12 protein-coding genes are annotated in these 12,582 nt (G+C 70.0%); 9 read left to right on the forward strand and 3 right to left on the reverse strand.

The window, feature by feature from the left end; translation table 11 throughout:
* Positions 1-8 precede the first annotated feature (8 nt).
* A complete protein-coding gene (locus tag HTZ82_RS15530) occupies positions 9-404 on the reverse strand; it encodes a hypothetical protein (protein ID WP_175409974.1) in 396 nt (131 codons plus the stop codon).
* Between the two features lie 33 nt (positions 405-437).
* On the opposite strand from HTZ82_RS15530, the gene eccD reads away from it, so the two are divergent.
* The 6 genes from eccD to HTZ82_RS15560 all read left to right on the forward strand — a co-directional run bounded on the left by eccD (position 438) and on the right by HTZ82_RS15560 (position 7,622).
* A complete protein-coding gene (gene eccD / locus HTZ82_RS15535; protein WP_175409975.1) occupies positions 438-1,937 on the forward strand; it encodes a type VII secretion integral membrane protein EccD in 1,500 nt (499 codons plus the stop codon).
* A 170-nt stretch (positions 1,938-2,107) separates the two neighbouring features.
* Entirely contained in the window at positions 2,108-2,398 is a 291-nt protein-coding gene (gene rpsO / locus HTZ82_RS15540) for a 30S ribosomal protein S15 (RefSeq protein WP_175409976.1), read from the forward strand.
* Positions 2,399-2,771: 373 nt separating this feature from the next.
* Positions 2,772-5,000, forward strand: coding sequence for a polyribonucleotide nucleotidyltransferase (locus HTZ82_RS15545; protein WP_175409977.1), 2,229 nt, complete (start codon positions 2,772-2,774; stop codon positions 4,998-5,000).
* Positions 4,997-6,376, forward strand: a complete 1,380-nt coding sequence (locus HTZ82_RS15550; RefSeq protein ID WP_175409978.1) for a pitrilysin family protein — start codon at positions 4,997-4,999, stop codon at positions 6,374-6,376. Before HTZ82_RS15545 ends, HTZ82_RS15550 begins: the two co-directional genes overlap by 4 nt.
* A 35-nt stretch (positions 6,377-6,411) precedes the next feature.
* On the forward strand, positions 6,412-7,164 hold the full coding sequence (gene dapB / locus HTZ82_RS15555) for a 4-hydroxy-tetrahydrodipicolinate reductase (RefSeq protein WP_175409979.1): 753 nt from the start codon (positions 6,412-6,414) through the stop codon (positions 7,162-7,164).
* Positions 7,165-7,169: 5 nt separating this feature from the next.
* Positions 7,170-7,622, forward strand: a complete 453-nt coding sequence (locus HTZ82_RS15560) for a hypothetical protein (RefSeq protein WP_175409980.1) — start codon at positions 7,170-7,172, stop codon at positions 7,620-7,622.
* 3 nt (positions 7,623-7,625) lie between these two features.
* Here the strand turns inward: HTZ82_RS15560 and HTZ82_RS15565 are convergent, their stop codons facing one another.
* On the reverse strand, positions 7,626-8,186 hold the full coding sequence (locus HTZ82_RS15565; RefSeq protein ID WP_175409981.1) for a hypothetical protein: 561 nt from the start codon (positions 8,184-8,186) through the stop codon (positions 7,626-7,628).
* Between the two features lie 94 nt (positions 8,187-8,280).
* The gene (locus HTZ82_RS32270) at positions 8,281-8,520 is read right to left on the reverse strand and encodes a hypothetical protein (RefSeq protein WP_254711883.1); all 240 of its coding nucleotides are present in this window, start codon (positions 8,518-8,520) and stop codon (positions 8,281-8,283) included.
* Positions 8,521-8,645: 125 nt separating this feature from the next.
* On the opposite strand from HTZ82_RS32270, the gene thyX reads away from it, so the two are divergent.
* The 3 genes from thyX to HTZ82_RS15580 all read left to right on the forward strand — a co-directional run bounded on the left by thyX (position 8,646) and on the right by HTZ82_RS15580 (position 12,284).
* On the forward strand, positions 8,646-9,386 hold the full coding sequence (gene thyX, locus HTZ82_RS15570; protein WP_175409982.1) for an FAD-dependent thymidylate synthase: 741 nt from the start codon (positions 8,646-8,648) through the stop codon (positions 9,384-9,386).
* Positions 9,387-9,573: 187 nt separating this feature from the next.
* Complete coding sequence (dapA, locus tag HTZ82_RS15575) at positions 9,574-10,473, forward strand: 4-hydroxy-tetrahydrodipicolinate synthase (protein WP_175409983.1); 900 nt, start codon at positions 9,574-9,576, stop codon at positions 10,471-10,473.
* Between the two features lie 125 nt (positions 10,474-10,598).
* Positions 10,599-12,284 (forward strand): ribonuclease J, encoded by a 1,686-nt coding sequence (locus HTZ82_RS15580; RefSeq protein WP_175409984.1) that lies wholly within the window; start codon positions 10,599-10,601, stop codon positions 12,282-12,284.
* Positions 12,285-12,582: the final 298 nt, after the last annotated feature.

Consider the following 12,582-nt stretch of genomic DNA (forward strand, 5'->3'; position numbering starts at 1 on the left):
AAATGTTCCTATCGGCGCCCCCGTGGCGACGGGTTCCATCCGCGGGAGGGGATCCTACTTGCGTCGGGTGTGACGGGCGGGCGGTAGGGTGACGCGACGGATTTGCGCACCCGTGAACTACCGCAAAACAAGGGACATTCGGAGCGCACCGCCGGCCCCCCGAGCCCAAGGCGGCCACCGCACGCCCTGATCGGGCCCGCGGCGGCCACGGGAGCGGCGAGCATCACGGCGAGCGTCACGACGACGGGCGTCACGGCGAGCGTCACGACGGCGGGCGTCGCGGCGAGCGTCACGGCGACGGGCGTCACGGCGAGCGTCACGGCGGCGAGCGTCACGGCGAGCATTACGACGACGAGCATTACGACGACGAGCATTACGACGACGAGCATTACGACGACGAGCATTACGACACACACGAGGGGAAGCAGCAGGTGAGTATGACGGCCCAAGCGGCGGCCACCGCACCCGGCCAGCCGGGCACCGCGACGCCGTCCGGCGGCGGAACCGGCTTCTGCCGCGTCACCGTCGTCGCGCCGGATGGGCGCGTCGACGTGGCTCTGCCCGAGGACATCCCGGTCGCCGACCTCTACCCGGAGATCCTGCGCCTGTCCGGCCAGAGCCCCGTCGAGGGCGCCCCGGTCGGCTACCACCTGGTGCGCCGCGACGGGACGGTGCTCGACGCCGCCCGCTCCCTGGGCGCCCAGCGGATCCTCGACGGCGAGCTGCTGTCCCTGCGGCCCTTCGCCGAGTCGCTGCCCCCCGCGGTCTTCGACGACGTCGCCGACGCCGTCGCCTCCGCCGTCGCACGCGACCGCACCTTCTGGACCGACGGGCTCATGCGCGGCGCCGGCCTCTTCGGCGGATCCGTGCTGCTCGTCCTGCTCGCCTTCGTCCTGTGGCGGTCGGCACCCCGGTACGACACGCACAGCCTGCCCGGCATCCTCGCCGCCGTCGCCGCCGTGCTGCTGCTGACGCTCGCCTGCGTCCGCGCCCGCGTCTACGACGACCGGGGCTCCGCCGTCGCGCTCGGCGTCGGCGCCATGGCCAACGCCGCCGTCGCCGGGTCCGGGCTGCTGGCCCTGGGGGCGGGCCAGGGGCCGGGGCGGCTGCAGTTCCTGCTCGCCTGCGCGGCCGTCCTGGTCACCTCGCTCGTCCTCATGCTGGTCGCCCCGGCCGGTGACGGGCCCTTCGTGGCGTTCGTCTTCGCGTCCGCCGTCGCCATGCTGGTCACCTTCGTCGCCATCCTGACCGGGATGACGCCGGTCGAGACCGCCGCCGTGTGCCCCCCGCTCGCCGTCGGCGCCCTCGCCTTCCTGCCGGGCCTGTCCACCCGCTTCGCCCGGCTGCCCATCGGCTTCGACCCGCCCCGCACCGGCGTCGGCGCGTACGACTCCGACGCCGCGCCCCAGGGCCCGGTCGACGCCGACCGCATCACCGCCCGAGCCCGGCGCGGGCACGAGCTGCTCGTCGGCCTCGTCGGCGGCTGCGCGCTGCTCACCGTCGGCGCCGCCGCGGTGCTCGGCTTCTCCGACAACACCTGGGCCCAGCTGCTCGCCCTCGCCACGGGCGTCGCCATGATGATGCGGGCCAGCCTCTTCCGGTACTCGACGCAGGTCGGCTGCGCCCTCGCCGCCGGGCTCGGCGCGCTGGTGCTGCTCGGCCTCGGCCTGTGCATCAACCCGCCGGCGGGCATGTTCCGCGACGCGCTGCGCGGTGACAGCGGGGCGCTCGACATCCGTACGGTCTGGCTCGCCGCCGCCATCGCCGGGGTCGCCGCCCTGATCGTCGCGATCGGCCTGATCGTGCCGAACAAGGGGGTCACGCCGTTCTGGGGCCGCTTCCTGGAGATCGCCGAGGCCTTCGTCCTGCTCACGCTGGTGCCGCTGTGCCTGGCGGTCTTCGACGTCTACCACTCGATCCGCGCGCTGACCTCGTAGTCGTACGGTCCCGCTCGGCTGGTACGCTGTGTGACGGCCGTTTGTGTACGCGCCCCCGGAACATCTGGGAGCAGCGCTCATCGAGCCTTCGCCTCCGAGTCACGGAAGCTCCCCTGAGACCAAGACCAGGGGCACTCGCGGGCGCATCGAACACCAATGAGGAGTACCGAGTGTCTCTCGACGCCGCCACGAAGAAGCAGATCATGGCCGAGTTCGGCACCAAGGAGGGCGACACCGGTTCCCCCGAGGTCCAGGTCGCGCTGCTCTCCCGCCGCATCTCGGACCTGACCGAGCACCTCAAGACGCACAAGCACGACCACCACTCCCGCCGTGGTCTGCTGATCCTCGTCGGCCAGCGCCGCCGCCTGCTGCAGTACCTGGCCAAGAAGGACATCCAGCGCTTCCGTACGCTGGTCGACCGCCTCGGCATCCGCCGCGGTGCGGCCGGCGGCGCCAAGTAAGACGCCGTGAAGGGAGCGGTTCCCGACCGACCGGGAGCCGCTCCTTTTGCTGTACGCGCACACGTTTTGCTGTACGCGCACACGACCGGAATGCGCTCCTGGGCACAAGCTCAGTAATCTGGTCGCACAACGACATAAAGCAATCGCCATGAAGCGGACATAGCGCGACCATGGCACCGAGGAGAGACCGCCTCGCCGTCGCCGGTCCTCGGTAGTGGCCCCCGGGCCACACCACCCGAAAGGGTGCACCCGGGTGCTTCGATCGAAGACCGGCCCGCACACAAGGCGCGCTCTCTCCGCCCCGTCCCGCGTCACACGGGCGCACGGACGAAAAGACGACAAGCACGACGACAAGTAAACGGAGAAACCGCTGGTGGAGAACGAGACCCACTACGCCGAGGCCGTCATCGACAACGGCGCCTTCGGCACCCGTACCATCCGCTTCGAGACCGGCCGCCTCGCCAAGCAGGCCGCCGGCTCCGCGGTGGCGTACCTGGACGACGACACCATGGTGCTGTCGGCCACCACCGCCTCCAAGAACCCGAAGGACCAGCTGGACTTCTTCCCGCTGACCGTCGACGTCGAGGAGCGGATGTACGCGGCCGGCAAGATCCCCGGCTCCTTCTTCCGCCGGGAAGGCCGCCCCTCCGAGGACGCGATCCTCACCTGCCGCCTGATCGACCGCCCGCTGCGCCCGTCCTTCAAGAAGGGCCTGCGCAACGAGATCCAGATCGTCGAGACGATCATGGCGCTCAACCCCGACCACCTCTACGACGTGGTCGCCATCAACGCCGCCTCCTGCTCCACGCAGCTGGCCGGCCTGCCGTTCTCCGGCCCCATCGGCGGCACCCGTGTCGCGCTGATCAAGGGCCAGTGGGTCGCGTTCCCGACGCACACCGAGCTCGAGGACGCCGTCTTCGACATGGTCGTCGCCGGCCGCGTCCTGGAGGACGGCGACGTCGCGATCATGATGGTCGAGGCCGAGGCGACCGAGAAGACCGTCGAGCTGGTCAAGGGCGGTGCCGAGGCCCCCACCGAGGAGGTCGTCGCCGCCGGTCTCGAGGCCGCGAAGCCGTTCATCAAGGTCCTGTGCAAGGCCCAGGCCGACCTCGCCGCCAAGGCCGCCAAGCCGCTCGGCGAGTTCCCGGTCTTCCTCGACTACGAGGACGACGTCCTGGAGGCGCTCACCGCCGCCGTCAAGACGGAGCTGACCCAGGCCCTCACCATCGCCGGCAAGCAGGAGCGCGAGGCCGAGCTCGACCGCGTCAAGGCCGTCGCCGCCGAGAAGCTGCTCCCGAAGTTCGAGGGCCGCGAGAAGGAGATCTCCGCGGCGTACCGCTCCCTGACCAAGTCCCTGGTCCGCGAGCGCGTCATCAAGGACAAGGTCCGCATCGACGGCCGCGGCGTCACGGACATCCGTACGCTCGCCGCCGAGGTCGAGGCCATCCCGCGGGTCCACGGCTCGGCCCTGTTCGAGCGCGGCGAGACCCAGATCCTGGGCGTCACCACGCTCAACATGCTCCGCATGGAGCAGCAGCTGGACACCCTCTCGCCGGTGACCCGCAAGCGCTACATGCACAACTACAACTTCCCGCCGTACTCCGTCGGTGAGACCGGCCGCGTCGGTTCGCCGAAGCGCCGCGAGATCGGCCACGGCGCGCTCGCCGAGCGCGCCATCGTGCCGGTGCTGCCGACGCGCGAGGAGTTCCCGTACGCGATCCGCCAGGTCTCCGAGGCGCTGGGCTCCAACGGCTCGACGTCCATGGGCTCGGTCTGCGCCTCCACCATGTCGCTGCTGAACGCCGGTGTGCCGCTGAAGGCCCCCGTCGCCGGTATCGCCATGGGCCTGATCTCGCAGGAGATCGACGGCAAGACGCACTACGTCGCCCTCACCGACATCCTCGGTGCGGAGGACGCCTTCGGCGACATGGACTTCAAGGTCGCCGGTACGAAGGAGTTCGTCACCGCCCTCCAGCTCGACACCAAGCTGGACGGCATCCCGGCCTCCGTCCTGGCCGCGGCCCTCAAGCAGGCCCGCGACGCCCGCCTCCACATCCTCGACGTGATGATGGAAGCGATCGACCGCCCGGATGAGATGTCCCCGAACGCCCCGCGGATCATCACCGTGAAGATCCCCGTGGACAAGATCGGCGAGGTCATCGGCCCCAAGGGCAAGATGATCAACCAGATCCAGGAGGACACCGGCGCCGAGATCACCATCGAGGACGACGGCACCATCTACATCGGTGCCGCCGACGGCCCGGCCGCCGAGGCCGCCCGCGCCACGATCAACGGCATCGCCAACCCGACCATGCCGGAGGTCGGCGAGCGCTACCTGGGTACGGTCGTCAAGACCACCACCTTCGGCGCGTTCGTCTCCCTGCTGCCCGGCAAGGACGGCCTGCTGCACATCTCGCAGATCCGCAAGCTCGCCGGCGGCAAGCGCGTGGAGAACGTCGAGGACGTGCTCGCGGTCGGCTCCAAGGTCCAGGTCGAGATCGCCGAGATCGACCAGCGCGGCAAGCTCTCCCTCATCCCGGTCCTCGCCGACGACGAGGCCGCCGAGGGCGCCGAGGCCAAGAAGGACGACGCCGACAAGTGACGTCCCGCAACCTCAGGGCGACGGCCCGCACCTCCTCGGAGGCGCGGGCCGTCGCCCGTACCCAAACGCTTCTCAAGGGCAAGGACGGCATCGGTACGGTCCGCCGCACCACCCTCCCCGGCGGTCTCCGCATCGTCACCGAGACCCTGCCCTCCGTACGCTCCGCCACCTTCGGCATCTGGGCCCACGTCGGCTCACGCGACGAGACGCCCGCCCTCAACGGCGCCACGCACTATCTGGAGCACCTCCTCTTCAAGGGCACCCGGCGACGGTCGGCCCTCGACATCTCCGCCGCCGTCGACGCGGTCGGCGGCGAGATGAACGCCTTCACGGCGAAGGAGTACACCTGCTACTACGCGCGGGTCCTCGACACCGACCTGCCCCTCGCCATCGACGTCGTGTGCGACATGCTCACCGGCTCGCTGATCACGGAGGAGGACGTGGACGCCGAGCGCGGCGTCATCCTCGAGGAGATCGCGATGACCGAGGACGACCCGGGCGACGTCGTCCACGACCTGTTCGCGAAGACGATGTTCGGCGACACCCCGCTGGGCCGCCCCGTCCTCGGCACCGTCGACACCATCAACGACCTCACCCGCGACCGGATCGCCCGCTTCTACAAGAAGCACTACGACCCCACCCACCTGGTGGTCGCCGCCGCGGGCAACATCGACCACGCCACCGTCGTACGCCTGGTCCGCCGCGCCTTCGACAAGGCCGGCGCCCTCACCCGGACCGACGCCGTCCCCGTCGCCCCCCGCGACGGCGCGCGCGCCATCCGTACGGCCGGCCGCGTCGAGCTGCTGAACCGCAGGACCGAACAGGCCCACGTCGTCCTCGGCATGCCCGGCTACGCCCGCACCGACGACCGCCGCTGGGCCCTCGGCGTGCTCAACACCGCCCTCGGCGGCGGCATGTCCTCGCGGCTCTTCCAGGAGGTCCGCGAGAAGCGCGGCCTGGCCTACAGCGTCTACTCGTACACCTCGGGCTTCGCCGACTGCGGCCTGTTCGGCGTGTACGCGGGCTGCCGCCCCAGCCAGGTCCACGACGTGCTGCGGATCTGCCGCGACGAACTGGACCGGGTCGCCTCCGAAGGGCTGACCGACGACGAGATCGCGCGCGCCATCGGCCAGCTCAAGGGCTCCACCGTCCTCGGCCTCGAGGACACGGGCGCCCTGATGAACCGCATCGGCAAGAGCGAGCTGTGCTGGGGCGACCAGATGTCGGTCGACGACCTGCTCGCCCATATCGCCGCGGTCACCCCCGACGACGTACGGCAGGTCGCCGGCGAGCTGCTGGGACAGCGCCCCTCGCTGGCGGTGATCGGCCCGCTCAAGGACAAGCAGGCGGACCGCCTGGACGAGGCCGTCTCTTGACCGATTGCCCGCCTCAACCCCGTAAGGAAGCAAGGATGAGCAAGCTGCGCGTGGCCGTGCTCGGCGCCAAGGGCCGGATCGGCTCCGAGGCCGTACGAGCCGTGGAGGCCGCGGACGACATGGAGCTGGTCGCGGCCCTCGGCCGGGGCGACAAGCTGGAGGCCCTGACCGACACCGGTGCCCAGGTCGCGGTCGAACTGACCACGCCCGACTCGGTCATGGGCAACCTCGACTTCTGCGTACGCCACGGCATCCACGCGGTCGTCGGCACCACCGGCTGGACCGAGGAGCGCCTCGCGCAGCTCGGCACCTGGCTGGACGCGTCGCCCGGGACCGGCGTCCTGATCGCCCCGAACTTCTCCATCGGCGCCGTCCTCACCATGAAGTTCGCGCAGATCGCCGCCCCGTACTTCGAGTCCGTCGAGGTCGTCGAGCTGCACCACCCGAACAAGGTGGACGCTCCGTCCGGCACCGCGACCCGCACCGCCCAGCTCATCGCCGCCGCCCGCGCCCAGGCCGGCTGCGCCCCGCAGCCCGACGCCACCGCCACGGCCCTGGCCGGCGCCCGCGGCGCGGACGTCGACGGCGTGCCCGTCCACGCGGTACGGCTCCGAGGGCTGCTGGCCCACCAGGAGGTGCTGCTCGGCGGCGAGGGCGAGACGCTCACCATCCGCCACGACTCGCTGCACCACAGCAGCTTCATGCCGGGCATCCTGCTGGGCGCCCGCCGGGTCGTCACCACTCCGGGCCTCACCTTCGGCCTGGAAAACTTCCTGGACCTCGGCTGATCCCCATGGGCGCGAAGATCACGTACTTCGTCATGGCCGCGTTCCTGGTCGTCTGGTTCGTCCTGGTCGGCGGCCGCGGCGTGGCCCTGATCCAGCAGGGCACCGTCCTCACCGTCACCCTCGGAGTGTCGGCGCTGGTCCTGCCGGCCATCGGCGTGTGGTTCCTCTGGATGAACACCCGCTTCGTCACCCGGGCCAACCGCCTGGCGGCCGCACTGGAGGCGGAGGGCGGCCTCCCGGCCGACGAACTGAAGCGGACGCCGGACGGCCGTATCGACCGGGACGCGGCGGACGAGGTGTTCGCCCGGCGCCGCGCTGAGACGGAGGACGCGCCGGACGACTGGCGCTGCTGGTTCCGGCTCGCCGTCGCCTACCACGACGCCCGCGACACCCCGAGGGCCCGCAAGGCGATGCAGCGCGCGATCGCCCTCCACGAAGGACGCGCGCTCAGGACCTGAGCGTCACGAGGCGTGGGCGCCGTACTCGGCGTGCCACGCCTCGACCGCGTCCGCGGCCCGGTCGAACGCCTCGACCCGGGCCAGGAAGTCCGCGTCGTGGTCGGTGAGCAGCGCCAGCGGCTCCCCGCCGCCCCCGTGCGGTACGAGGACGAGCGCCTGCCCCTGCACGCTCCGCGGCAGCGCCAGCAGCCGCACCGGCTGCTGCACCGTCCGCAGCCGCCCGGCCCGCGCCCACGGCACGGTCACCGTCCGGAAGAACCGCACCCGTCGTACGCCGTACCGGCTCACCCACGTCCCCGCGCGCAGCAGCCGCAGCGCGACCAGGATCACCGCACCGGCGGTGCCCACGCACACGCCCGCCGCCCGCAGGTCCCCGGCCAGCGCGACGATCAGCGCCGCCAGCAGCAGGAACGCGGCGATCAGCAGACCCAGCGCGGCCGCGGCGACCCGCCAGGGCCCCGGCCGGTACGGACGCCGCCACTGGTCGTGGTCGTCGAACGGCAGAGCCGCATCGTCGTCGGCGGTTTCGAAAGCACGGTCGGCCGTCAGAAAGGGCAGGGGCACGACAGATCCTTAACTCTACGCACGCTCGTTCGGGCTGTGCCCGGTGAGGCTACCCAGCCCCGCCGCGACCGGCTACAGCAGGGGGCCGTACGCGTCAGCGGCCGTCGGAGGCCTCGGACTGCTGCGTGGACCCGGCCGCGGGACCCGCCTGCAACGCCGGCATCCCGAACAGCAGAGACCCCACGAGACCGGCCACCACAGTCAGCCCGATCAATGTACGACCAGCGACCTGCGACAGAGTCGGACGCTGCTGCGCCGGAGGGGTGACGTTACTGCGGAAGCGGTCCGTCTCGGCGACGAACGCGAACGGGACTGCCTCTCGCCGGCGGTACATGGTCGGCTCTCCTCCTGGTGCTGTGCGGGTCTACCGGTACAGACGCGTGGACGAGTGATTTGGTGCCGCGTGAGACTGACTAAAGTGGGCGGCGCCCCACTCTGCGCAATGCCGGAAGGACCCTCGTGCCCACCACTTCCTCTGAGAGCGCCAAACTGCACCTCCGCAGTGATGTGACCGTTGATCTGGTCAGAAGCAGCGCTCACGACTCAGACGTGCTCTGGGCGGCTCGCGTCTCCACGGCGGGCGAGCAGTCCTTGGAGGAGCTCACGAAGGACCCGGAGCGCTCCAAGGGCCTCATCAACTACCTCATGCGGGACCGGCACGGCAGCCCCTTCGAGCACAACTCGATGACGTTCTTCATCAGCGCCCCGATCTTCGTGTTCCGCGAGTTCATGCGGCACCGCGTGGGCTGGTCGTACAACGAGGAGTCGGGCCGCTACCGCGAGCTGCAGCCGGTCTTCTACGTCCCGGACACCTCCCGCAAGCTGGTTCAGCAGGGCCGCCCCGGGAAGTACGTCTTCGTCGAAGGCACGGAGGACCAGCATGAGCTCGTCGCCGGCACGATGGAGGAGTCGTACCTCCAGGCATACGAGGCGTACCAGAAGATGCTGGCCGAGGGCGTCGCCCGCGAGGTCGCCCGCGCGGTCCTCCCCGTCGGCCTGTACTCGTCCATGTACGCCACCTGCAACGCCCGCTCGCTGATGCACTTCCTCGGCCTGCGCACCCAGCACGAGCTGGCGAAGGTGCCTTCGTTCCCCCAGCGTGAGATCGAGATGGTCGGCGAGAAGATGGAGGCGGAGTGGGCGAAGCTCATGCCGCTGACGTACGCGGCCTTCAACAGCAACGGTCGTATCGCTCCATAAGACGGGTGGCGCACACGCGTACGAATCAACCGTCCGAAGTGTCCATATTGCGACGTTCTGGGAAGTTCATCTAGGCTGATCAAACGGACCCGGCACTGCTTGAACCCCCGAGCAGGCAGTGCCGGGCTCCTCTCCCACACGTCCCCGAGGGGACCCCACGCGCTGAGCAGCGAGTAGCGTGTTACCCATGGCTCCGATCTCCACTCCGCAGACCCCCTTCGGGCGGGTCCTCACCGCTATGGTCACGCCCTTCGCGGCGGACGGCGCGCTCGACCTCGACGGCGCTCAGCGGCTCGCCACCCATCTCGTGGACGCAGGCAACGACGGCCTGATCGTCAACGGCACCACCGGCGAGTCCCCGACCACCAGCGACGCGGAGAAAGACCAGCTCGTACGGGCCGTCCTGGAGGCCGTGGGGGACAGGGCCCATGTCGTCGCCGGCATCGGCACCAACGACACCCACCACACCCTGGAGCTCGCCCGCGCCGCCGAACGCGCCGGCGCACACGGCCTCCTCGCCGTCACCCCGTACTACAACAAGCCCCCGCAAGAAGGCCTGTACCGCCACTTCACGGCGATCGCCGACGCCACCGAGCTGCCCGTGATGCTCTACGACATCCCCGGCCGCAGCGGCGTCCCGATCAACACCGAGACGATCGTCCGCCTCGCCGAGCACCCCCGCATCGTCGCCAACAAGGACGCCAAGGGCGACCTCGGCCGCGCCAGCTGGGCCATCGCCCGCTCCGGCCTCGCCTGGTACTCCGGCGACGACATGCTGAACCTCCCGCTGCTCTCCGTCGGCGCGGTCGGTTTCGTCTCGGTCGTCGGCCACGTCGTCACACCCGAGCTGCGCGCCCTCCTCGACGCCCACCTCACCGGGGACGTCCACAAGGCCACCGAGATCCACCAGAAGCTGCTCCCGGTCTACACCGGCATGTTCCGCACCCAGGGCGTGATCACCACCAAGGCGGCGCTCACCCTCCAGGGCCTGCCCGCCGGACCGCTGCGGCTGCCGCTCGTGGAGCTCTCGCCGGAGGAGACCGCCCAGCTCAAGGCCGACCTCGCCGCCGGCGGAGTCGAGCTGTGACACCGGACTTCACAACTGAATACGCACGACCTGCGCACGCAGGAAAACAGTCCATTGCACCTGTATGAAAATCACGCGCGCCACGTGTCTCAGCGGCACGTGGCGTGCGTGGTGAGGAGAGTCTTTTGAGTCATCCGCATCCTGAGCTCGGCGCCCCGCCGAAGCTGCCCGCCGGCGGCCTCCGCGTCACCCCCCTGGGCGGTCTCGGCGAGATCGGCCGCAACATGACCGTCTTCGAGTACGACGGCCGCCTGCTGATCGTCGACTGCGGTGTCCTCTTCCCCGAGGAGGAGCAGCCCGGCGTCGACCTGATCCTGCCGGACTTCACCACCCTGCGGGACCGTCTCGACGACATCGACGGGATCGTCCTCACGCACGGCCACGAGGACCACATCGGCGGCGTCCCCTATCTGCTCCGCCTGAAGCCGGATATCCCGCTGATCGGCTCCAAGCTGACCCTCGCCCTGATCGAGGCCAAGCTCCAGGAGCACCGCATCCGGCCGTACACCCTTGAGGTCTCGGAAGGGAACCGCGAGCGCCTCGGCCCCTTCGACTGCGAGTTCATCGCCGTCAACCACTCCATCCCGGACGCCCTGGCCGTCGCCATCCGTACGCCCGCGGGCCTGGTGGTGCACACCGGCGACTTCAAGATGGACCAGCTCCCGCTGGACAACCGCCTCACGGACCTGCACGCCTTCGCCCGGCTCAGCGAGGAGGGCATCGACCTCCTGCTGTCCGACTCCACGAACGCCGAGGTCCCCGGCTTCACGGCGCACGAGCGCGACATCTCCAACGTCATGCGCTCGGTGTTCGCCGGCGCCCAGCGGCGGATCATCGTGGCCAGTTTCGCCAGCCACGTCCACCGCATCCAGCAGATCCTCGACGCCGCCCACGAGTACGGCCGCAGGGTCGCCTTCGTCGGCCGCTCGATGGTCCGCAACATGGGCATCGCCCGAGACCTGGGCTACCTGCGGGTCCCCGCCGGACTCGTCGTCGACGTCAAGACGCTCGACGACCTCCCGGACAGCGAGATCGTCCTCGTCTGTACGGGCTCCCAGGGCGAGCCGATGGCCGCGCTCTCCCGCATGGCCAACCGGGACCACCAGATCCGCATCGTCCAGGGCGACACGGTGATCCTGGCGTCGTCGCTCATCCCCGGCAACGAGAACGCGGTATACCGCGTGATCAACGGCCTGACCCGCTGGGGCGCGAACGTCGTCCACAAGGGCAACGCCAAGGTGCACGTCTCCGGCCACGCCTCCGCCGGCGAGCTGCTGTACTTCTACAACATCTGCAAGCCGAAGAACCTGATGCCGGTCCACGGCGAGTGGCGCCACCTCCGCGCCAACGCGGAACTCGGCGCCCTCACGGGCGTCCCCAAGGACCGCATCGTCATCGCCGAGGACGGCGTGGTGGTCGACCTGATCGACGGCAAGGCCAAGATCGTCGGCAAGGTCCAGGCCGGCTATGTGTACGTCGACGGCCTCTCGGTCGGAGACGTCACCGAAGGCGCCCTGAAGGACCGCCGCATCCTCGGCGAGGAGGGCATCGTCTCGGTCTTCGTCGTGGTCGACTCCACGACCGGCAAGATCGTCGGCGGCCCGCACCTCCAGGCACGCGGCTCGGGCATCGACGACGGCGCGTTCGACGCGGTCATCCCGAGGATCGAGGACGCCCTGAACAAGTCGGCCCAGGACGGTGTCGTGGAGCCGCACCAGCTCCAGCAGCTGATCCGCCGCACGATCGGCAAGTGGGTCTCGGACACGTACCGCCGTCGCCCGATGATCCTCCCTGTGGTGGTGGAGGTCTGACGCTCCGCCAGCTAGGACCAGGAGCGGGGCGCCTCGATTTGCATCGGGGCGCCCCGCTCCAGTACGTTTACGGCTCCGCCCGACCGGGAACCCCGGCTCGCCTGTGTGCGACCGAAGATCCGGAGCGGGCCGGAAAATCCGACTCAGAACCTCTGATAAAGTCGGATGAGCCGAAAGGCAAAGGCCCTCCAACGGCCACTGGAAACGAATTCCGAACCGGAAACGGAACGGAAAAGGATCTGGTAAGGTTGGAAACACCGAAGGGAAGCGCCCGGAGGAAAGCCCGAGAGGGTGAGTA

Source organism: Streptomyces sp. TRM64462 (assembly GCF_013362995.1).
Classification (GTDB): Bacteria; Actinomycetota; Actinomycetes; order Streptomycetales; family Streptomycetaceae; genus Streptomyces.